This is a genomic window from Chromobacterium piscinae (assembly GCF_021129175.1).
In the GTDB taxonomy this organism is placed as follows: Bacteria; Pseudomonadota; Gammaproteobacteria; order Burkholderiales; family Chromobacteriaceae; genus Chromobacterium; species Chromobacterium piscinae.
Genome location: NZ_JAJOHV010000129.1, coordinates 1 through 22,258, shown reverse-complemented (window position 1 = coordinate 22,258; position 22,258 = coordinate 1). Strand labels below are relative to the sequence as shown.

At 65.1% G+C, this 22,258-nt stretch carries 18 protein-coding genes; 9 read left to right on the top strand and 9 right to left on the bottom strand.

The genetic code is table 11. The features are described 5' to 3' along the window. The 6 genes from astD to LQR33_RS22830 all read left to right on the top strand — a co-directional run. The coding region (gene astD / locus LQR33_RS22855) for a succinylglutamate-semialdehyde dehydrogenase (protein WP_231470555.1) at positions 1-1,305 on the top strand (1,305 nt) is incomplete at its 5' end. 10 nt (positions 1,306-1,315) lie between these two features. Next, complete coding sequence (gene astB, locus LQR33_RS22850) at positions 1,316-2,662, top strand: N-succinylarginine dihydrolase (protein WP_231179729.1); 1,347 nt, start codon at positions 1,316-1,318, stop codon at positions 2,660-2,662. 661 nt (positions 2,663-3,323) lie between these two features. Then, entirely contained in the window at positions 3,324-4,253 is a 930-nt protein-coding gene (locus LQR33_RS22845; protein ID WP_166440879.1) for a branched-chain amino acid ABC transporter permease, read from the top strand. Positions 4,254-4,269: 16 nt separating this feature from the next. Beyond that, positions 4,270-5,361: an ABC transporter permease subunit gene (locus LQR33_RS22840; RefSeq protein WP_166440880.1), complete on the top strand. Its 1,092-nt coding sequence runs from the start codon at positions 4,270-4,272 to the stop codon at positions 5,359-5,361. 2 nt (positions 5,362-5,363) lie between these two features. Next, entirely contained in the window at positions 5,364-6,134 is a 771-nt protein-coding gene (locus LQR33_RS22835) for an ABC transporter ATP-binding protein (RefSeq protein ID WP_166440881.1), read from the top strand. Further along, positions 6,131-6,841, top strand: a complete 711-nt coding sequence (locus LQR33_RS22830; RefSeq protein WP_011135058.1) for an ABC transporter ATP-binding protein — start codon at positions 6,131-6,133, stop codon at positions 6,839-6,841. Before LQR33_RS22835 ends, LQR33_RS22830 begins: the two co-directional genes overlap by 4 nt. Positions 6,842-7,023: 182 nt before the next feature. On the opposite strand, the gene LQR33_RS22825 is transcribed toward LQR33_RS22830, so the two are convergent. Continuing rightward, on the bottom strand, positions 7,024-7,740 hold the full coding sequence (locus LQR33_RS22825; RefSeq protein WP_221665090.1) for a substrate-binding periplasmic protein: 717 nt from the start codon (positions 7,738-7,740) through the stop codon (positions 7,024-7,026). A 445-nt stretch (positions 7,741-8,185) separates the two neighbouring features. On the opposite strand from LQR33_RS22825, the gene LQR33_RS22820 reads away from it, so the two are divergent. Beyond that, positions 8,186-8,956: a substrate-binding periplasmic protein gene (locus tag LQR33_RS22820; protein WP_166440883.1), complete on the top strand. Its 771-nt coding sequence runs from the start codon at positions 8,186-8,188 to the stop codon at positions 8,954-8,956. A gap of 53 nt (positions 8,957-9,009) precedes the next feature. Further along, the gene (locus LQR33_RS22815; protein WP_221665088.1) at positions 9,010-9,768 is read left to right on the top strand and encodes a YdcF family protein; all 759 of its coding nucleotides are present in this window, start codon (positions 9,010-9,012) and stop codon (positions 9,766-9,768) included. Between the two features lie 122 nt (positions 9,769-9,890). On the opposite strand, the gene LQR33_RS22810 is transcribed toward LQR33_RS22815, so the two are convergent. Beyond that, entirely contained in the window at positions 9,891-10,151 is a 261-nt protein-coding gene (locus tag LQR33_RS22810; RefSeq protein ID WP_221666912.1) for a hypothetical protein, read from the bottom strand. 203 nt (positions 10,152-10,354) lie between these two features. Next, entirely contained in the window at positions 10,355-11,479 is a 1,125-nt protein-coding gene (locus tag LQR33_RS22805; RefSeq protein WP_221665087.1) for a multidrug effflux MFS transporter, read from the bottom strand. A 95-nt stretch (positions 11,480-11,574) separates the two neighbouring features. Between LQR33_RS22805 and LQR33_RS22800 the strand changes: the two genes are divergently transcribed. Next, positions 11,575-12,339 carry an AraC family transcriptional regulator gene (locus tag LQR33_RS22800; RefSeq protein ID WP_221665086.1) on the top strand — a complete coding sequence of 255 codons (765 nt, stop codon included), beginning with the start codon at positions 11,575-11,577 and terminating at the stop codon, positions 12,337-12,339. Here the strand turns inward: LQR33_RS22800 and LQR33_RS22795 are convergent. From LQR33_RS22795 to pdxR, 6 genes are all read right to left on the bottom strand, one after another. Then, on the bottom strand, positions 12,336-12,977 hold the full coding sequence (locus LQR33_RS22795) for a hypothetical protein (RefSeq protein WP_231179733.1): 642 nt from the start codon (positions 12,975-12,977) through the stop codon (positions 12,336-12,338). The genes LQR33_RS22800 and LQR33_RS22795 overlap by 4 nt on opposite strands. A 51-nt stretch (positions 12,978-13,028) precedes the next feature. Then, positions 13,029-14,387 carry an alkaline phosphatase gene (locus tag LQR33_RS22790; protein ID WP_231470553.1) on the bottom strand — a complete coding sequence of 453 codons (1,359 nt, stop codon included), beginning with the start codon at positions 14,385-14,387 and terminating at the stop codon, positions 13,029-13,031. A gap of 20 nt (positions 14,388-14,407) precedes the next feature. Then, positions 14,408-15,865 (bottom strand): alkaline phosphatase, encoded by a 1,458-nt coding sequence (locus LQR33_RS22785; protein ID WP_231470551.1) that lies wholly within the window; start codon positions 15,863-15,865, stop codon positions 14,408-14,410. A 97-nt stretch (positions 15,866-15,962) separates the two neighbouring features. Next, positions 15,963-17,102 (bottom strand): HD-GYP domain-containing protein, encoded by a 1,140-nt coding sequence (locus LQR33_RS22780; protein ID WP_166440890.1) that lies wholly within the window; start codon positions 17,100-17,102, stop codon positions 15,963-15,965. 74 nt (positions 17,103-17,176) lie between these two features. Next, the gene (gene hrpA, locus LQR33_RS22775) at positions 17,177-21,112 is read right to left on the bottom strand and encodes an ATP-dependent RNA helicase HrpA (RefSeq protein ID WP_231179739.1); all 3,936 of its coding nucleotides are present in this window, start codon (positions 21,110-21,112) and stop codon (positions 17,177-17,179) included. 66 nt (positions 21,113-21,178) lie between these two features. Beyond that, positions 21,179-22,258, bottom strand: a 1,080-nt coding sequence (gene pdxR / locus LQR33_RS22770) for a MocR-like pyridoxine biosynthesis transcription factor PdxR (RefSeq protein ID WP_231470549.1), incomplete at its 5' end; no start/stop codon positions are given.

Below are 22,258 nucleotides of genomic sequence, written 5' to 3'. Positions count from 1 at the left end.
GCCTGGGCCCGCGCCGGTCTCGACGCGCGCGCCGCCGTGGTGCGTCGCTTCGGCGAGCTGCTGACCGAGCGCAAGGCCGAGCTGGCCCGCGTCATCGCCCAGGAAACCGGCAAGCCGCTGTGGGAGGCGACCACCGAAGTCGCCACCATGGTCGGCAAGATCGACATCTCGCTGAAGGCGCTGGCCGAGCGCACCGGCGAACGCGCCGCGGCGATGGGCGACGCCCAGGCGGTGCTGCGCCACAAGCCGCACGGCGTGGTGGCGGTGTTCGGCCCGTACAACTTCCCTGGCCACCTGCCGAACGGCCATATCGTGCCGGCGCTGCTGGCCGGCAACGCGGTGATCTTCAAGCCGTCCGAGCTGACGCCGTGGACCGCAGAGGAAACCGTCAAGCTGTGGGCCGAAGCCGGCCTGCCGGCCGGCGTGATCGGCCTGGTCCAGGGCGCCAAGGACACCGGCGTGGCGCTGGCTGGGCATGACGGCCTGGACGGCCTGTTCTTCACCGGCAGCTCCGCCACCGGCGCGCTGCTGCACAAGCAGTTCTCCGGCCGCCCGGACAAGATCCTGGCGCTGGAAATGGGCGGCAACAATCCGCTGATCGTAGGCCCGGTGGCCGACGTGGACGGCGCGGTGCACCACGTGATCCAGTCCGCCTTCGTCTCCGCCGGCCAGCGCTGCACCTGCGCGCGTCGCCTGCTGGTGCCGCAGGGCGAGTGGGGTGACGCTTTCGTCGCCCGCTTGGTCGAGGTGGCCGGCAAGCTGCGCGTCGGCAAGTTCGACGCCGAGCCGGCGCCCTTCCTGGGCGCGGTGATCTCCAACGCCGCCGCCGACGCGTTGCTCAAGGCGCAGGACGAGCTGGTCGCCGGCGGCGGCAAGCCACTGCTGACGATGCGCCGCGTGGAAGAGGGCGCGGCGATGCTGACGCCGGGCATCGTCGACACCACGGCCGTTGTCCGCCCGGACGAAGAATTCTTCGGCCCGTTGCTGCAAGTGATCCGCTATGCCGATTTCGACCAGGCCATCTCCATCGCCAACGACACCCGCTTCGGCCTGGCCGGCGGCGTGCTGTCCGACAGCCGCGAGCTGTATGACCGTTACTGGCTGGAATCGCGCGCCGGCGTGGTCAACTGGAACAAGCCCTTGACCGGCGCGTCCAGCGCCGCGCCGTTCGGCGGCATCGGCGCGTCCGGCAATCATCGCCCCAGCGCCTATTACGCCGCCGATTACTGCGCCTATCCGGTGGCCTCCCTGGAGTGCGACAGCCTGGCGCTGCCGGCCCAGCTGTCGCCGGGCATCGTGCTGTGAGGGGAAGACGATGAATGCTTATGAAGTGAATTTCGACGGCCTGGTCGGCCCGACGCATAACTACAGCGGCCTGTCCTTCGGCAACGTCGCCTCCACCAACAACGTCAGCGCGGCGTCCAATCCCAAATTGGCCGCAAAGCAGGGCCTGCAGAAGATGAAGGCGCTGCACGACCTGGGCTTCAAGCAGGGCGTGCTGGCGCCGCAGGAGCGGCCCGATGTGGCCAGCTTGCGCCGGCTGGGCTTCGGCGGCAGCGACGCCGAGGTGATCGCCCGCGCGGCCAAGGAAGCGCCCGCCATCCTGGCGGCGGCGACGTCCGCGTCCAGCATGTGGACCGCCAACGCGGCCACGGTCAGCCCGTCTGCCGACACCGCCGACGGCCGCGTGCACTTCACGCCGGCCAATTTGAACAACAAGTTCCACCGCTCGATCGAGCATCCGACCACCGGCCGCGTGCTGCGGGCGATGTTCGCCGACGAGGCGCGCTTCGCGGTGCATGAGGCGCTGCCGGCGCAGATGCACTTCGGCGACGAGGGCGCGGCCAACCATACCCGCTTCTGCGCCGACTACGGCCAGCCGGGCGTGGAGTTTTTCGTGTTCGGCGCGGCGGCTTTCGACATGCGCTACGCGAAGCCGGCCAAGTTTCCGGCGCGGCAGACGCTGGAGGCCAGCCAAGCGGTAGCCAGGCTGCACGGCCTGGCCGAGGCCGGCGTGGTGTACGCGCAGCAAGACCCGGACACTATCGACGCCGGCGTGTTCCACAACGACGTGATTTCGGTCGGCAACGGCGAGGTGTTGTTCCACCATCAGCAGGCCTTTCTCAACCAGGCCGACGTGCTGGACGAGATCGCCCGCAAGCTGGCGGCCCGCGGCGGCCGCTTCACCGCCATCGAGGTGCCGCGAGCCGAGGTGACGGTGGAGGAAGCGGTGAAGAGCTATCTGTTCAACAGCCAGCTGCTGTCCAAGCCTAACGGCAAGATGCTGATCGTGGTGCCGGAAGAGTGCCGCAACAGCGAGCGGGTGTGGAGCTATCTGCAAAAGCTTATCGCCAGCGGCGGCCCGATCGACGAGGTCAGGGCGTTCGACCTGAAGCAGAGCATGCAGAACGGCGGCGGCCCGGCCTGCCTGCGCTTGCGCGTGGCGTTGACCGAGTCTGAGCTGGCGGCGGTGAATCCCAGAGTGCTGATGAGCGACGCGCTGTTCGCGACGCTCAACGACTGGGTGGAGCGCCATTACCGCGACCGGCTGGCGCCCGAGGATCTGGCCGATCCGCAGCTGCTGGCCGAATGCCGCGGCGCGCTGGACGAACTGACCCGCATCCTGGGCTTGGGCAGCGTCTATCCCTTCCAGCTGGCCTGAGCCGCGTTTTCCGTATCGCAACCCGCTCCGGCAGTATCGGCGCGGGTTTTTTCTCGTCCGCGGATTTAGCGGCTGTTAACAAATTGTTTGCCGGCTATTCCAAATGCGGGACTATGGTAAGAATTGGCATGGATGTTGCATATTTGAATCGTCGCCGGCAGGAAGTCGCAGAGGGGCGGGCTGTTTCGCAAGAAATTTTCTTCCTGCCGGCGATGGCGGGAAAATGGATAGCAAGTGGTACTGTAGATTGTATGCAAATGAATGATGCTCATGCGTGTTTGTTCGCAATGGGTGTACGGAACGCGAGAGGCCTGTTCGAATGTGAATAAAAAGAATGGCAAATATGACCGAAATGTAAAATCGGCGGTAAAAGGGAAAGAGTTTTGCCAAGTCGGGTCTATAGTAAATTTCCACATGAAGAAAATAGTGAAAATCCTTTTGAAATCAAATGGATAAATTGATCTTAAAAGACTGTTTCACAGGCTGTTTTTGAGACGACTATTCGCAATTGACAGTCGATTGGATACATGGTGATAATCGGTTCGCCTGTCGGACAGAAGCCAGAAAAATGGCGCGTCCCAGGCAGTAAAACAGGCAGCAGTCAATAAGAGGAGACATCCCGCAAAGCTGCCGGGTAGACAATCAGAGGAGATCTCTAAACGTGGACATTTTTCTGCAGCAAATCCTGAACGGCCTCGTTCTGGGTAGCATCTATGCGCTGATCGCGCTGGGCTACACCATGGTGTACGGCATCATGGGCCTGATCAACTTCGCCCACGGCGAAGTGGTGATGTTCGGCGCCATGGTCACCATCACCGTCATCACCACCCTGATGGGCATGGGCATCAACCTTCCGGGGCCGGCGCTGGTGCTGATCGGCCTGCTGGTGGCCATTCCGGCCTGCATGTTGCTCGGCTTCACCATCGAGCGCATCGCCTACCGTCCGTTGCGGGGCAAGCAGCGCCTGGCGCCGCTGATCACCGCCATCGGCGTATCCATCGTGCTGCAACAGGTCGCCATCCTGATCTGGGGCCGCAATTACATTCCCTTCCCGCAGATTCTGGACCATGACGTGGTGACCATCTTCGGCGCCAGCATCACCAAGCTGCAGATCGTGATCATCGTGCTGTGCCTGGCCATCATGGCCGGCCTGCTGCTGATGGTGGAGAGGACCAAGCTTGGCCGCGCGATGCGCGCCACCAGCCAGAATCCGGCCGTGGCCGGCCTGATGGGGGTCAACGTCAACACCATCATTTCCGCCACCTTCGTCATCGGCTCCGGCCTGGGCGCGATCGCCGGCGTGATGGTGGCCACCAACTACGAGCAGGCCCACTACTATATGGGCTTCATGATCGGTCTGAAGGCGTTCACCGCCGCGGTGCTGGGCGGCATCGGCAACCTGGGCGGCGCGGTGGCCGGCGGCATCCTGCTGGGCATCATCGAAAGCCTGGGCGCCGGCTACATTGGCTCGCTGACCGGCGGCTTCCTCGGCTCCAACTACCAGGACATCATCGCCTTCATGGTGCTGATCGCGGTGTTGATCTTCCGTCCGTCCGGCCTGCTGGGCGAAAAAATGGCCGACCGCGCCTGATCCGGAGGAGAGAGACATGGATCTGAACCATCTGAGCACCGGCAAGAAAATGGCGGTCTTCGCCGCCTGCGCCGTCCTCCTCGCCGTGCTGCCCTTCTTGGTTGGCGGCACGCTGGGCAATTCCTGGGTGCGCATCATCGACTTCGCGCTGCTGTACGTGATGCTGGCGCTGGGCCTGAACATCGTGGTGGGATTCGCTGGCCTGCTGGATCTGGGCTTCATCGCCTTCTACGCGATCGGCGCGTATACCTACGCGCTGCTGAGCTCGCCGCACTTCGACATCCACTGGCTGTTCTTCCTGACCATCCCCTTGGGCGCGGCCTGCGCCTCGCTGGGCGGGGTGTTGCTGGGCACTCCGGTGCTGAAGCTAAAGGGCGACTACCTGGCCATCGTGACCCTGGGCTTCGGCGAGATCGTGCGCATCTTCATGAACAACCTGAACTCGCCGATCAACATCACCAACGGCCCTCAGGGCATCAACCTGATCGATCCGATCCATATCGGCGGCGCGTCGCTGGGCCAGACCATTGATTTGTTCGGTCTGAGCTTCCACAACGTCTACTTGTATTACTACCTGTTCTTGGCGCTGACCGTGCTGGTGGTGATCATGGCCTGGCGTCTGCAGCACTCCCGCATCGGCCGCGCCTGGGTGGCGCTGCGCGAGGACGACATCGCCGCCGCGGCGATGGGGATCAACATCCGCAACATCAAGCTGCTGGCCTTCGGCCTGGGCGCCTTGTCCGGCGGCGTGGCCGGCGGTCTGTTCGCCTCCTTCCAGGGCTTCGTGTCGCCGGAGTCGTTCAGCCTGCTTGAGTCCATCATGATCCTGGCCATGATCGTGCTGGGCGGCATGGGCCATATCCCGGGTGTGATCCTGGGCGCGGTGGTGTTGACCATCGCTCCGGAAATCCTGCGCGATGTGATTGGTCCGCTGCAGATGAAGACCGTAGGCCGCATGCTGATCGACCCCGAGAACGCCCGCATGCTGCTGTTCGGCCTGGCGATGGTGGTGATGATGCTGGTCCGTCCGGAAGGGATGTGGCCATCCAAGCGCCGCAAGGCTGAGTTCCAGCACGCCAAAGAAGAAGCGGCTGCGCAGAAAGGTTAATCATGGCTGAAGTTTTGCTGAAAATCGAAGGCATCCATAAGCGTTTCGGCGGTCTGCACGCGCTGAACGATGTGGGCCTGACGATCAACAAGGGTGAGATCTACGGTTTGATCGGTCCGAACGGCGCCGGGAAAACCACCTTGTTCAATGTATTGACCGGCCTGTACGTGCCGGACGAGGGCAAGTTCGCGTTCGACGGCCACGATCTGTTCCAGCAGAAGCCGCACGTGGTGGTGGCCGCCGGCATCGCCCGCACCTTCCAGAACATTCGCCTGTTCGCCGAGATGACGGCGCTGGAGAACGTGATGGTGGGTCGCCACATCCGCTCCAAGGCGGGCGCGCTGGGCGCGGTGCTGCGCGATAAGGGCACGATGGACGAGGAGCGCTCGATCAAGGCCAAGGCCTGGGAACTACTGGAATACGTGGGCATCGCCGACGTGGCCGAGGAGCGCGCCCGCAACCTGTCCTACGGCCACCAGCGTCGTCTGGAGATCGCCCGCGCGCTGGCCACCGAGCCCAAGCTGCTGGCGCTGGACGAGCCGGCCGCCGGCATGAACCCGCGCGAAACCGAAGAGTTGAAGGCCTTGATGAGCAAGATCCGCGACGGCGGCGTCACCGTGCTGCTGATCGAGCACGACGTCAAGCTGATGATGGGTCTGTGCGACCGCATCGCGGTGCTGGATTACGGCAAGAAGATCGCCGAGGGCGTGCCGGAAGAAGTGCGCCGCAATCCGAAAGTGATCGAAGCCTACCTGGGAGCGGCCCACGCATGAGCATTCTGGAAGTCAAAAACCTGCAAGTGGCCTATGGCGGCATTCAGGCGGTCAAGGGGATCGATTTTCACATCGACCAGGGCGAGCTGGTCACGCTGATCGGCGCCAACGGCGCCGGCAAGACCACCACGCTGAAGACGCTGGTGGGCATGGTGAAGAAGTCTGGCGGCAGCATCGTCTACGACGGCAAGGACGTGGCGTCGATTCCGTCGCATGATTTCGTCCGCCACGGCTTGGCCATGGTGCCGGAAGGCCGCGGCGTGTTCGCCAAGCTGACGGTGGAGGAAAACCTGCAGATGGGCGCCTACTACCGCAACGACAAGGCGGCCATCCAGAGCGAGATCGAACACGTTTACGAACTGTTCCCGCGCCTGAAGGAGCGCCGCCTGCAACTGGCCGGCACCCTGTCCGGCGGCGAGCAGCAGATGGTCGCGATGGGGCGGGCGATGCTGTCCAAGCCCAAGCTGCTGCTGCTGGACGAGCCGTCGATGGGCCTCGCTCCCATCATCGTCGAGAAGATCTTCGAGATCATTCAGATGGTGTCCAAGCAGGGCGTGACCATGCTGCTGGTGGAGCAGAACGCCAAGCTGGCGCTGGAGGTATCGCAGCGCGGCTACGTGATGGAAAGCGGCCGCATCACCATGAGCGGCGACGCCAAGGAGCTGCTCAACGACGAGCGCGTGCGCAACGCCTACTTGGGCGAGTGAGTTTCGCCTAAGTCACCAAATCCCCCGCCGGCTTTGCCCGCGGGGGATTTTCGTTTTCGGCCGCCCGTCCGGCCTTATGATCTTGTATGCGGCTGCCCGAGCCGGGCTGGCGAGACGCAAATGCATATCCGATGCGTCCCGCCCTTCGCACCTGCCTGACCGCGAAGACCATGGATGGGTTTTCAGATTCTCGCTTCCTTCAGCATTTTGCCCAGCGTGCCGTCCTGCCGCATTGCATCCAGGCCGCGGTTGAAGTCCTGGATGCGTTTTGCCGACTGCGGCTGCCGCTTGGCGATGCCCAGGTGCATCGGGTAGACGACGACGGCGGGAGGAAGCCACTCCAGCTTGGGCGCGAGAGCGGCCAGACTGCCGTCCAGCAGGTAGTTGGCGACGCCGCGGTCTATCAGCGCCAGGTCGATGTGATGCGCGGCCAGCTTGGCCAGATTGCTGGCGTCGCTCAGCGTTTCGTCGGTTTTCAGCCGGGCGGAGTCGAAGGCCTCGGAATTGGCGTAGCCGCGTACGATGCCTATGGTGTAGGGCTTGAGGTCGGACAGCGTGCGGTAGCGGATGGCGTTGTCGCGGCGTTTGAAGAAGCCGATGTGGTTGTCGAGGAAGGCCTGGGAGAACAGGAAGGCGCGTTGCCGCTCTGGCGTGGTCCACAGCCCGACGATGCCGTCCAGGTGGCCATCTCGCGCCTCGCTGACCGCGCGGGCCCAAGGCAGGTAAATGGTTTTGGCGGAATAGCCGGCGCGGCGAAAGGCTTCGCGGACGATGGCCACCGCCACGCCGCCGTCCGCCATTTGCGACGACATATAGGGCGGATATTCGGAGGCGGCCAGCGCCAGGGTGTCGGCACTTCGAGCCGCGCCGGTGGGGAAGGATAGGGAAACCATAAGCATGAACGTGTATTTCCAGCTGGCCATCGCCTCCCTCCATGGTTGCCGCCGCGGATGCGGCTTGGTCTGCGTGATTCGAGTATAACGACAAACCATGGACGCGCACGCCAGGCCGGACGGCCTTGCATGGCGCGCGCGAGCGGTATCCGCCCGGCATCTCGATGGTTGGCGGCGTCGGGCGGGCATGCTGTCCGGTTTGCCGTAAGCAACCAGGCAGACTCGGGGCCAAGCTCATGATTTGTTGCGGATGGCTAGGCGCGGCGCGCCGGCGTTTTTATAGATATTGCCTAGCCGCGACAGTGGCATGGACCTCGCTCGGGTGTGGCGGCCGCGCACATGATCAAATGCTGATGTTCGATGGCGGCCGGAGCCGCGCATCCGTTGCGGATTGAGTAAAGAGCCTTCCTTCGCTAAATTCAAGACATACCCTCCTATCGCGCAGATCGCCATGAGCCGCTTCCGCCTGCTGTTCGCCGCGCTGTCCACCGTACTGGCGCTATCGGCGAAGGCTGGCGGATTGCCGCCTCTGAGCATCCTGACCGAGGATGATCCGCCACTTACTTTCAGCCAGAACGGCAAGCCCGCCGGCTTGGTGGTCGAGGTGGTGCAGGAAATCCAGCGCCGGGTAGGCAGCCATGATCCGATTACCGTCATGCCCTGGGCCCGTGGCTACAAACTGGCGCAAACCCAGGAAAACACGGCGCTGTTCAACACCAATCGGATCGCCGAGCGAGAGCGTCTGTTCAAGTGGGTGGGGCCGGTCACCACCACGCTGGGCAGCTTCTTCGTCCGGCGCGACAGCAAGCTCAAGCTGGTTTCGCTGGACGATGCCAGAAAGCTCGGTCAGATCCTGGTAGTGCGCGACTGGTATCTGCAGCTGATGTTGTCGGCGCAGGGATTTTCCAATCTGAACGCCATCGTCACGCCCAATCAGATGGTGTCGATGCTGATGCATGGCCGGGCAGACGTCATCGCCAGCGAGAACACCACCATGCCCACGCAGCTGAAGCAGCTGGGCTATCAACCCGCCGACGTGCGCAAGGCCTACACCTTCATTCATACTTCGGGCTATATCGCGTTTTCGCCCAAGACTTCCGATGCGGTGGTCAGGGCTTGGCAGAAGGCGCTGGACGATATGAAGCGGGACGGCAGCTTTGCCGCCATCTATCGCCGCTGGCTGCCCGGCGAGCCTGTGCCGGGGCTGACTGGCGAAAAATAATGCAAGGCGCGCCCGCGGCGCGGGACGCCATTCGATTTCGACAAGGGAAAACCATGCTCAGCCAGACCGTTTTTTGGCACAGCCTGCTGGGGGCGTTGCTGCTGCCGCCGGTGCTCAATCTTTTGCCCATCGTCGCCGGCGCCATGCTGATCCGGCGCTGGCAGCATGTCGGCCGGCTGCTGCTGGCTTTTGGCGTGGCGCTGACTTATCTGCTGTCGATTCCGCAGACGGCGGTGTGGCTGGCGCAGGGCGTGGAGCGCTATCCTCCCATCCGTCCGGCCGATTTGTCGGCGGTCGACGCCATCGTGGTGCTGGGCGGCGGCAAGCGGGCCGCGCCGGAGTTCGGCGGCAACGCGCCCAGCGGCGACACGCTGGCGCGGCTGCGCTACGCCGCCTATCTCGCGCGTCACAGCGGCAAGCCAGTGTTGGCGACCGGCGGCGCGCCCTTGGGCGGCGAACCCGAGGGCGCGGTGATGGCGCGCGCGCTACGCGATGATTACGGCATCCGCGCGCGCTGGGTGGAGGACCGTTCCGACACCACGCTGGACAACGCGCGCTTGTCGGCTGCGATGTTGAAGGCGGATGGCGCGACGCGAGTCGCGCTGGTCAGCCAGGGTTGGCATCTGGCGCGCGCGGTGCCGTTCTTCCAGCGCCAGGGCCTGCAAGTGCTGCCGGCCCCGACTGGCTTCATCCGTAATGAAGGCTCGGCGTTCCGCCGCTACCTTCCCAGCGGCAAGGCGATGGAGGAGTGCCATGCCTTGCTGCGCGAATATATCGGTTTGCTTTACTACCGCATGAGGCCGGGAGCTTGAGCTTTACCGGCAATGGCGGGCCGTCGGCGTAAATGTAAAAGCCTTGCCTGGCGTGGCAAGGCTTTTCCCATTTCACCTCAACAACGGCGCAGGACTGCGGAGGATAGCGTGTTCGGTCATTCCTATGATTTGTCTGGCAGCGCCTGTGCAGCGCGGCGCGGGCCGGCAAAGATCTTTACGAAGATGGAAACCAGTATCAGCAGTGTCGCCAGGCCCGGCAGCATCAGCATGCCGCACAGGATGAGGGTGAGCAGGGATAACAGCGCCAGGCGCCCCCAGCCGACTTCCATCAGCCAATCCACATACAGCCGCCAATAGATGGCTATTTTGTGGCAGGCGGCGTTGAGGTCTGCCAACGCTTCCGAGTGATTGTGCCGGTTCATGCGATTCTCCCGTGTCTGTGTGTAGCCTGACTTTAGGTTGCCGCTTGGCGCCGCGATACGGGATTGCGACGGAATGCGCCGCGCTGGGGATGGAATGGCGATAGGCGCGATGAACGGGCGGAAAGCATATGGGCTTTCCGCCCGGAATCCTGGATGCGGCAGCGCTCAGGCCTAGCTTGCGTTTCAGCCGGGGCGCGTTCGAACTACTTCGGCGACCGGCACAACAGCGTGGCGGCGGCGCAGACGCTCAGCGCCAAGCCGAGGTTTTGCGCCAGGCCAGCCAGGCCCAGCATCATGCTCAGCAACAGATAATAGCTGAGGCCGAACAAGGCGCCAGCGGCGCCGGCCTGTTCGCGGTAGTGGCGCAGCGCCTGGCTCAGCACATTGGGAATGGCGATGCCGAAGGAGATCACCACGCCGGTGACCGGCAGCAGTATCCATGCCGAATCTCCAAGCAGCCAGGCGGCCAGACCGGACAGCAGCGCCAGCCGGCAGGCGGCCCGCACCAGTAGCGCCGGCTGCCGTCCGCTTCCCAGCAACCTGCGGTTCAGCAGGCTGCCCAGCAGCGAGGCGGCGGCCAGCGCCACGCCGGACCAGCCGAACTGGCTTGGACTCCAGCCTTGGCGCTCGAACAGAAACGGCGCCAGGCTGTAGTAGCTGAACAGCATCGCGTTGAACAACGCCACCAGCATCGCGTTGCGCCACAGCTCGGCGTCGCGCAGCATCCGGCCGGCCAGCCGCGCCATGTCGGGGCGGATCGTGTCGAGCGGGCGGGTTTCCGGCAGCCGCAGCGCCGCCAGCGCCAACAGCGCGAAGGCGAGCAGCAACAGAGCGGCGAACACGCCTTGGTGGCCGAAATGGCCGGCCAACCAGCCGCCGCTGACCAGACCCAGCACGGGGCTCAAGGCCAGCGCCGCGCCCAGCAGCGAGAACACGCGCGCCAGCCGGATCGAATCGTAGCTGTCGCGCAGCATAGTCTGCACCACCACCGAGCCGGCCGCCGCGCCGAGCGCGGAAATCATCCGCGCCAGCAGCAGGGTGTCGAAATCGGGGGCGGCCAGCGCCAGCGCGCAGCCGGCGCCGTAGCAGGCCAGCCCCAACAGCATCGCCGGACGGCGGCCCAGCGCGTCGCTGAGCCAGCCCCATAGCGCGACGCCGGCGGCGAAGGCCAGGAAGTAGACCGACAGCGTTTGCGAAGCGCGCGTCTGGCTGACGCCGAAGGCGGAGGCGATGTCGGTCAGCGCCGGGCTGTAAATGGTTTCCACCAGTTGCGGGAACGTGATCAGCGCCGTCAGCAGCCATAGCGCCGGACGGGTCGTCGTTTTCATTGCTTTTTCCTTTCTTTCTTGACGGCCGCCAGTCTAGAGAAAGGAAAATTGTCTGATTACAATGATAAGGACTTTATCTATTTGAAATCGGACATATGGCTTTGATTTTGGCCGAACAGAAATTCGACGCCGACGGTTTCGACGCGCCGGTGATAGGCATCGCCGCCGACATGGGCCTGCACGATTCCGGCCGCCACTGCCACCGCCGCCACCAGCTGCTGTTCGCCGCCGCAGGCTGCATCACCATTGAGCTGGCGGACACGCTGTGCCTACTTCCGCCCAGCCGTGCGGCCTGGATTCCGGCCGGCACCGCGCACCGGGTGCTGATGCGCGGCGTGGTCGCCTATCGTTCGCTGTATTTCGCCGTCGAGCTGCCGTTTCCCGCGCCGCCCTTGCAGGTGGTGGAGGTCAATCCGTTGCTGCGCGAGGTGATAGAGCGGATGGCGTTCTGGCCGTGGGATTGGCCCGTCGAAAAGCAGGCTGGCCTGCTGGCGGTGTTCGGCGAGGAACTGCAGGCGGCGCGGGGGGAGAACTGGCGGCTGCCGTTTCCCACCGACGCCAGGCTGGCGGCCTGGTTGGACAGCGTGCATCGCGGCGAGCTGCCGCCGCGGCTGAACCAGCTGGTGGATCAGGTGGGGGCTAGCGAGCGCACCATCAGCCGCATCTTCATCCGCGACACCGGCATGAGCTACCAGGCCTGGCGCCAGCAGTGGCGCCTGTTGCGGGCGATGGAGCTGCTGGCCGACGGGACAAGCGCCGGCGAGACGGCGCAGCGGCTGGAGTTCGCCAGCGACAGCGCCTTCATCGCCTTTTTCCGCCAACACACCGGCGAGACGCCGGCGCGTTACGCCCAAGCCTAATCCAGCGTATCCAGGTAGTCGCGCGCCGGCCAGCCGGCGCTGCGCCGCCAGGGCGGGACGAAACCGTCCGGCAGCGGTTGCGGCTCCACAGTGATGGTTTCGCGCTGACGGCCATCGGCCGAGCGCAGCGACACCTGCAGCGGCATCTGCCAGCGCTCGCTCCAGCGCAAGGTCTTGCCGGCCTTGCTATAGACCACGGCGTCCGTGCTGCCGGATTTCCTGGCGAAGCCGCGCATCTTGGCCATGTCCACTAACTGGCTGGCTCGCTCCCAGGAGCCGTCGAAGCCGGCGTCGCGCCATTCGCGCGGCTCGACGACGATTCTTTCCTTCTTGGCCGAGTGGACGAATTCCACTTTCAGCTCGCCATTGGCGTCCCGCCAGACGTGGCGCGGGGCGGCGGCGAAGTCCAGGTGCTGGTGGCCGTCGTCGTCGTGTCGGTGCGGCGCGCCGGCGTTCAGACGTTCGCGCCAGGCATGTCCGTTCTGGCGCACCCAGCGTTCGCTGTAGCGGACGGTTTTCTCGACGCCGTCGGCGCCCTGGCTGACGGTTTCGTAACGGACGACGGCCTGCAGATCGGGCGGGGCGGCGAGCGCCTGCTGGGCGGCGAGCGCCAGTGCGGCGAGAGACAAGACTTTCATCGATATCTTTCAAAGCGAAGCGCGCGGCCGGGCGGCCGCGCGCGGGAGGGATTACAGGCCGAGCGCGGACTTCACCAGGCCGAACACCCTGGTGTTGTCCATCACGCCCTTGAAGCCCTTGCTGCCGACGCCGCCGGACATCAGCATCACGTCGCCGCCGCCGTGGGTTTCGCTGGACAGGCGGATGCCGGTTTCCTGTTGGTAGTCGTCGGCGATGGCGGCGGCGGAATCCACCGATACGCGGGTCGGCTTGCGGTTGGGGCCGTTGCCGAAGACCAGCGTGGTGTAGACGGCGCCATCGGCGTCCTTGGACGGCTGGCCGTCGACATAGCCGCGCGAGATGTCGTGGATGGGGTTGCCGCGCTTGGAATAGCCGTTGATGGTCATGGTGTGGTCATGGTCGGCGGTGACGACTACCAGCGTGTTGTTCAGATCCACCTTGGCCAATGCGGTCTTGATCGCGTCGTCGAAGGCGACGGCGTCCACCAGCGCGCGTTTGGCGTTGGTGCCGTGCAGCGCGTGGTCGATGCGGCCGCCTTCCACCATCAGCACGTAGCCGTTGCCGTTCTTGGCCAGCACGTCTATCGCCGCCGCGGTCATCTGCGCCAGGCTGGGCTGGTCCACCTTGTTCTTGACGCGGTCCAGCTCGTATTCAAGGTGGTCCTTGCCGAAGATTCCCACCACGCGGCTGGCGGATTTGGCGTCGAAGGCGGCCAGATCGGCGCCGGTCTGCAGCACCGGATAGCCCTTGGCGGCGAATTCCTGCAGCAGGTTGCGGCCGTCGCCGCGCTTGCCGCCGCTGGCCTTGGGCAGCAGGAATTTGCTGCCGCCACCCATCAGCACGTCCAGGCCGCCGCCCAGCTTGGCGTTGTAGCCGGCGCCGCCGGGCACCGCCTGGGCGATGATGTCGGACTCCGCGTCGCGGTGGCAAACGTGGGCGTAGGTGGCGGCCGGCGTGGCGTGGGTGACGCGGGTGGTGGTGACCGCGCCGATGGCCTTGCCTTTGGCCTTGGCCAGCTCCAGCAGCGTGGCGGCCGGCGCGCCGTTATTGCTGCCGCAGTTGCCGGTGCCGTCGCTGTTGGGCTCGACGGCGCGGGTGTCGGACGACATCGAGATCACCTCGTTGTTCATCTTCACGCCAGTCATATAGGCCGACATCGACGGCGCGCTGTCGGTGGTTTGCGCGTCGTTGGAGAAGGTCTTGATGCGCGCGGTGCGATCAAGCTTCTCCATATTGAGCTTGCCGCTCTCGCCGTACTGGTAGATGCGGGCAGCTGTGACGGTGGCCGGCCCCATGCCGTCGCCGAGAAAGAAGATCACGTTCTTGGCCTCGCCGGCGGCGTGGGCGGGGATGGCGGGCAGCGCGGCCAGCACAGCGGCGGCCAGCAGGGTTTTCATCGCGGTTTTCATTTTATTGTTCTCCAATGCGCTTACAGGCCGGCGGCCTTCTTGACCAGACCGAACACTTCGATGTTTTCCAGGAAACCGTGGATGCTGTCCGCGCCCTGGCCGATGGCGCCGATGTAGACATCGGTGCCGCCGTGGGTTTCGCCGCCGGCCGGCATCCGTATCGCCGCTTCCTGGTGGTAGTCGTTGGCCGAGACGGCGTCGTCGGTCAGCGCGGCGGCCGCGCTGCGGGCGCCGGCGACGCGGTTTTCGCCGTTGCCGAAGCCGATGATGGAGTAGGGCATGCCGTCGGCGTCGGTCAGGTTCTTGCCGCTGACATAGTCCTTGGCCAGGCCCAGCACGCCCGGATTGCCCGGCGCGGTCTTGCCGGTGCGTTTGGCGTAGCCGTTCAGCACCAGGGTGTGGTCGTGGTCGGCGGTGACGACGATCAGCGTGTTCTTCAGGCCGGGGTCTTTCTGTTGCATCGCGCTGATCGCGGCCTGGATGGCCTGGTCGAAGGCCACGGTGTCCTGCAGGGCCTTCTTGGCGGTGGTTTCGTGCAGGGCGTGGTCGATGCGGCCGCCTTCTACCATCAGGAACATGCCTTGCTTATCGCTGCGGTTTGCCAGCAGATCGATGGCCTTGGTGGTCATCTCCGCCAGGCTGGGCTCCTTGTTCGGGTCGCGGTCCAGGTCGTAGCTCATGTGGCTGCTGGTGAACAGGCCGACGGCGCGCTGGGTCTTGGCTGGGTCGATGGCGCTGAACGCGGCCTTGTCGGCGGCGTAGCCATAGCCCTTGGCCTTCAGCTCCGCCACCAGGTCGCGGCCATCGGCGCGTTTGCCGCCGGCCGTTTTGGGCAGGAAGAACTGGCGACCGCCGCCGAACACCACGTCCACGCCGTCCTGCAGCGCGGCGTTGTATTGCGCGCCGCCGGGCACCAGCTGGGCGGCGATGTCGGATTCGGCGTCGCGGTGGCAGACGTGGGAATAGGTGGCGGCTGGCGTGGCGTGGGTGACGCGGGTGGTGGTGACTACGCCGGTGGCGCGCTTGCCGGCCTTGGCCAGCTCCAGCAGTGTCGACACCGGCTTGCCGTTGCCGGCGCCGCAGCTGGAGGTCAGGTCGGCGGTGGGCGATTTGGCCACGGTGTCGGTGGACATCGAGATGACTTCGTTGTTCATCTTGACGCCGGTCATGTAAGCCGACATCGACGGCGCGCTGTCGGTGACCTGGGCGTCGTTGGAGAAGGTCTTGACGAAGCCGGACTCCGGCAGCGTGTCCATCGTCAGCTGGCCATCCTCGCCGGCGGCGTAGATTCGGGCGGCGGTGGTGGTGGCGATGCCCATGCCGTCGCCGAGGAAGAAGATGACATTTTTGGCGACCGCAGCCGGGGGCTGGGCTTCTGCGTTGTCCTGGGAGCGGGCGGCGTTGCCGCCGCCTCCGCTGCTGCAGGCGGCAAGGGCCAGCGCGGCCAGCAGGCCGGCGCCGAGAGTGAAAGTGCGCATCACGGAATACCTTATTTTAGTAAAAATGCGCACAGATGATATTTTTAAGGTATTTCTGCCAAAATACCAAAATATTAAGATTGGATGACGAAGGAGGTCAGCTTTTCCACAGGTGGGCGAGGAAGGACACCCGCACCTTGGCCTCGCTGGCGTGGCAGGGCGCCGTGACTTTATGCGCCGGCTTGCTGGTGTCCCGCAGCAGGGGCTCTCCGAAGGGCGGGCCGTCGGCGCGGCGTATGGCCGCCACCAGCGGCTCGCTGGGCTTGGCGCCGGCTGAGATCACCACGCAGATTTCCTCGCTGGCGATTCGCACGAAGCTGCCGGGCGGGTAGATGCCCAGCTCTTTGACCAGCATGGTGATGAAGGCCTGGTCGAACTCGTTGTCCTTGCGCTGGAAGATCTGCCCCAGCGCGGTGGCCGGCAACAACGCCAGGCGGTAGCGGCGCGGCAGCAGCTTGGCGCAAGTGATGTCGGCCAGGTGCAGCATGTGCGCGGGCGGCAGAATCTGCTCCCTGGGCAGGCCGAAGGGGTAGCCGTTGCCGCGCCAGGATTCGTGGTGAGTCTGTACCAGCGTATGCCACAGCTGGTCTTCCACCCCAGCTTCGCGCAGGATGGCCGAACTCATGATCGGGTGGTCGAGTATCGCCCGGCGCTGGTCTTCATCGAGGCGGGAGGCTTGGCCAAACAGCTCGTTCTGCAATTCCACCTGAGAGATGTTCATCGTCAGCGCCGCGCAGATCAGCGTTTCGCGATGCTTGGGCGGCAGCGTGATGTGGCGGGTGAAGATGGACAGCAGCGCCGCCGCGTGCAGCGAGTGGGCGACGCTGTACTCGGAAAACGGCACCAGGAAGATGGAGGCGATCAGCGCGTCCGGGTATTTCTCAGCCAGTTGGATCAGCGACTGGGCGATCTCCATCACCTTGGCTTCGAAGTTGCGAGTGACCAGCGCATGGTGCAGCGCGCTGCGCACCCGCTGTTGCAGGAAAGCGATGTCCTCGAACAGCGATTGTTTCTTGTCGTCGTTCAGATTGGGTTTTTCTGTGGGCTTGGCCTCGGCCTTGGCTTCGGCGAAGCCCAGACTGACCAGTTTCTGCTTCTGCTCCGGCGTCAGCACGTAATGGCCGCGCTTGAGCAGCAGGAAGCCGCTTTTGGAATAGACGTCCACCGGCAGTTCCTTGCCGATGGACAACATTGATGAAGAAACCTTGGTCGGTTTCTTGCCAGAGTCAACGGTCATGTCGATAGTCGCTTGCGACGTGAAAATTCACTGCATGATAATTCAATGTCATTGCAAGCTGTACTCAATCTCGACTATCGCGGCAACTCGTTCCAGACTTTTTGCAGCCGCTTGACCGAAACCGGGTACGGGGTTTTCAACTCCTGGGCGAACAGGCTGACGCGCAACTCTTCCAGCATCCAGCGGAAGTCCAGCACCGCCGGGGCCGCCTCGCCCTGTTCCTGTTGCTCCGCCACGCGTTGTTCCCACTGCTGCCACAGCTCGCGGATTTCCGCGCCGCGCTGGCCGTCCCGTTGCGGATTGGCCGGCTGCTTGTCCATGCGCATGCTCATCGCCCTCATGTAGCGCGGCAGCTGAGGTAGCTGGCTCCACGGCGTGGCGGCCAGGAAGCCCTTGTAGACCAGCTTATCCATTTGTTGTTTTAGTTCATGGCCCAGCTTGTGCTTCTGCATTTTATTGCCCAGCGGAACATATTCGGCGGCGATCTGCTGCAGGTACTGCGCCACCGCCTGGATCACCGCCGGCAAACGGGTGCGGGCGCGGTTCTTCTGGTCGTTGAAGGCCTTTTCATTGCGCGGCAGCGCGTCCTCGCCGATGAAGGCCCGGTCGCAGATGGCGGAGATGGCGTCGGCGAGCAGGTCGTCGGCGTTGGCCACCGCGCGCAGCTGCAGGCCGATTTGCGTCATGCCGGGCAGGCCTTTGCCGAGCTGCTTCATTTGCTCTTTCAATTGCAGTTGCAGCAGCTTCACCACGCCCTGGCGGTGATGTCTTTCCGCCACGGCCTGGGTGTCGAACAGGCGGATGGCGACGCGGTCTTCCTCCAGCGTCAGCGCCGGGTAGCCGGTCAGCTGCTGGCGGCCGCGGGCGAACTGTATGCTTTCCGGCAGCTCGCCGAAGTCCCAGGCTTTGACGTCGTCGCGCTCGAATTCGGCGCTGGTGTCGCGGAAGGTCAGCTGCGCCGCCTGGCCGAACTGCTTTTGCAGCGCGGCCAGATCCCGGCCCATGCCGATTTCCTGCTTGCCGTCGTCGATCACGCGGAAGTTGAACAACATGTGTTCAGGCAATTCCTGCTTGTTGAACTCGTCGATGCCCACCTTGACGCCGCCGGTCTCACGCAGGATGAAGCGCGCCAGCTGCGCCGCGATCGGCTGCCGCAGGTCAGGGTTGGTCAGCAGGAAGCGGGTGATGAAGTCCGGCACCGGCACGCAGCAGCGGCGGATCTGCTTCGGCAGGCCCTTGATCAGCTGCTGCAGCTTGTCGCGGATCATGCCCGGCACCAGCCATTCGAACGGCCCCGGCGTCAGGCGGTTCAGGATGGCCAGCGGCACATCGATGGTGACGCCGTCCAGCGGGTGTTTCGGCTCGAAGCGATAGCGCAGCTTCAGCTTGCCGTCCTCCAGCTCCAGCCATTCCGGGAACTGGTTTTCAGTCACGTGTTGGGCGGCGTGGCGCATCAGCTCTTCGCGGGTCAGGTGCAGGAGCTTGGGCTCGGTTTTTTCCGCTTCCTTGCGCCAGGCTTCGAAGCTGGCGGCGTCTACCACCTCGGCCGGAATGCGCTCGCTGTAGAAGGCGTACAGCGCTTCCTCGTCCACCAGCACGTCCTGGCGGCGCGCCTTGTGCTCCAGTTGCTCCACCTCGCGGATCAGCTGCTGGTTGCGTTGGAAGAACGGCGCGTTGCTGACGTATTCCATATTCACCAGCGCGCCGCGGATGAACAACTCGCGCGCTTCTTCCGGCGCGATGCGGCCGTAGCTGACGGCTCGGCGCGGGATCAGCGTCAGGCTGTACAGCGTGACGCGCTCGCTGGCCACCACTTCGCCGCGGCTCTTTTCCCAATGCGGCTCGAAGTAATGGTATTTGACCAGGTGCGGCGCCAGCTTTTCCACCCATTCAGGCTCGATCTTGGCCACGCAGCGGGCGTAGAGGCGGGTGGTCTCCACCAGTTCGGCCGCCACCAGCCACTTGGGCTTGGCCTTCTTCAGGCCGGAGCCGGGGAAGACGTGGAAGGCGACGCCGCGCGCGCCTTGGTAGTCGTCGCCTTCCTGATTTTTCATGCCGATATTGCCGATCAGGCCGGTCACCAGCGCCTTGTGCAGGTTTTCGTAGGCGACGGCGTCCACTTGCTGGCGTTTCTTGACCGACATCTGCGCGTCCGGCTGTTCGGCGTCGGCATGGGCTTCGTCGCGGGTGATCAGGCCCAGCTCGCTGGCGATCTCGGCCAACTGCGCGTGCAGCTCGCGCCACTCGCGCATGCGCATATACGACAGGAAGTGGTCGTGGCAGGCGTTGACCAACTGGCGGTTGGTCTTCTTGTTCTTCAGCGCGTCGGCGAAGAAATCCCACAGGTGCAGGAAGGACAGGAAGTCCGACTTTTCGTCATTGAAGCGCGCCTGGGCTTTTTCGGCGGCGTCGCGAGCTTCGAACGGCCGCTCGCGCGGGTCTTGTATCGACAGCGCGGCGGCGATGATCAGCACTTCGCGCGCGCAGTGGAAGTCGCGGCCGGCGAGCAGCAGGCGGCCCACTTTCGGGTCCACCGGGATGCGCGCCAGCTCCTTGCCCACCGGGGTCAGCTCGCCCATCTCATTGACGGCGCCCAGCTCGGTCAGCACCTGGTAGCCGTCGGCGACCAGCCGGCTGGACGGCGCCTCCAGGAAGGGGAATTCATCGACCTTGCCCAGCCGCAGCGCGGCCATGCGCAGGATCACCGCCGCCAGGTTGGAGCGGACGATTTCCGGGTCGGTGAAGGCCGGGCGGGCGTTGAAATCGTCCTCGGCGTACAGGCGCACGCAAATGCCGGACTCGACGCGGCCGCAGCGGCCGGCGCGCTGGCGGGCTGCCGCTTGCGACACCTTCTCCACCTGCAATTGCTCTACTTTGGCGCGCGGGCTGTAGCGGTTGATGCGCGCCAGGCCGGTGTCGATCACGTACTTGATGCCGGGCACCGTCAGCGAGGTTTCCGCCACGTTGGTGGCCAGCACGATGCGGCGTCCGCCGGACGGTTTGAAAATCTTTTGCTGGTCCTCGTTGGACAGCCGGGCGAACAGCGGCAGGATCTCGTAGCCGCGGATGCCGGACTTGCGCAGCTTTTCCGCGGTTTCGCGGATTTCGCGCTCGCCGGGCAGGAACACCAGCATGTCGCCGGGCCCCTGGCGCGACAGCTCGTCCGCCGCGTCGACGATGGCGTCCTCCATCTCCATCTCGCGCTCGTCTTCATCGCGCTGCTTCAGCGGCCGGTAGCGCACTTCCACCGGGTAGGTGCGGCCGGACACCTCGATCACCGGCGCGCCGTCGAAGTGCCTGGAGAAGCGGTCGGCGTCGATGGTGGCGGAGGTGATGATGATCTTCAGGTCCGGCCGGCGCGGCAGCAGCTGTTTCAGGTAGCCGAGCAGAAAGTCGATGTTCAGGCTGCGCTCATGCGCCTCGTCGATGATGATGGTGTCGTACGCTTCCAGGTAACGGTCGGTCTGCGTTTCCGCCAGCATGATGCCGTCGGTCATCAGCTTGATCACCGATTTTTCCGACAGTTTGTCGGTGAAGCGCACCTTGAAGCCGACATGCTCGCCAAGCGTCGAACCCAGCTCTTGCGCGATCCGCGTCGCCACCGAGCGCGCGGCCAGCCGGCGCGGCTGGGTGTGGCCGATCAGGCCGAACACGCCGCGGCCCAGCTCCAGGCAGATCTTGGGCAACTGGGTGGTTTTGCCGGAACCGGTCTCACCGCAGATGATCACCACCTGGTTCTTGTCGATCGCGCTTTTGATGTCGGGGAGCTTCTGGTTGACCGGCAGCGCGTCGTCGAACTGGGGCTTGGGCAGATGCGCGCGGCGCGCATCGGCGCGGCTGCGCGAGCGTTCCACCTGGCCGGCGATGTCCGCCAGCAGCTTGTCGGCGGGCTGGTTTCTCTTCTGCCGCTCAGCGGCGTCGGTCAGCTTGCGGCGCAGGATGTGGCGGTCGCGGATCAGGCAGGAGGACAGGGCGGCCTTGAGTTCGGCCAGAAGCGGGGCGGTGGTCATGCGGCGTGTAAAGAGCGGTGTTGATGAGGAGGCGGCAATTATATCAGAAGCCGGATAGTCCCATGCCTAGCGCGCGTCCAGCGCCTCCCTGAGCCGCCGCGCCAGCGCGGGCGCCTGCTCGGCCGGCACGTTGGCGAAGCCCAGCAGCAGCGCCGGAGGATGGCCGCCCTCCAGGCTGAAGGCGGACAGCGGCTGGCCGGCCAGGCCTCTGGCGTTCAGGCGAGCCGCCGCAGCGCGGTCGTCTTCGCCGTCGGGCAGCCAGGCGGTCAGTTGCAGGCCGACCGCCTGGCCGTCCAGCCGCAGCCGCGCGCCGCATTCGGCTTGCAAGGCGGCGGCCAGCGCGGCGCGGCGCTGGGCGTACAGCGCGCGCATCCGCTTGATGTGGCGGGCGAAGTGCCCCTGGCTGAGAAAATCGGCCGTCGTGGCCTGATCAAGAATGGATGGCGCGGGGGAGAGCAGATTGCAGGCCTCGGCGAAGCGCGCCGCCTCGGTGGGCGGCGCCACCAGATAGCCCAGGCGCAGCCCGGGAAACAAGGTCTTGCTGAAGCTGCCGATGTAGAGTACCCGGCCGGAACGGTCCAGGCTGCTCAAGGCGGGCAGCGGCGGGCCGTCGTAGCGGAATTCGCCGTCGTAGTCGTCCTCGACGATCCAGGCTTGCCGCCGCGCGGCCCAGTCCAGCAACTCGAGCCGGCGCGGCAGCGACAGGGCCACGCCCAGCGGCGAATGATGGGAGGGCGTGCAGTAGGCCATTCGCGCGTCGGGAGCGCGGCGGATCGCCTCATCCACGCGCAATCCATCCCGATCCACCGGCGCCGGGGCAAGCCTGGCGCCGGTCAGCCGCAGCGCGCCGCTGGCGCGAAAGTAGCCGGGGTCTTCCATCCAGACCGGATCGCCGGGGCGCAGCAGGGCATGCACCGCCAGCCCCAACGCGGCCTGGAAGCCGCTGGTGATGAATATCTGATCTGCGGAGCACTGGATGCCGCGAAACAGGGCCAGGTGGTGGATGATGGCCTCGCGCAGCGGCGGATAGCCCGCAGGGTCCGGGTAGTTCAGCCCCGTCAGCGACAAGGCCCGGGCGCGGCGGCCGGCAAGCCGCGCCCACAGCTTGCGCGGGAAGGCGTCCAGCGCGGGCAGCCCGAGCTGGAA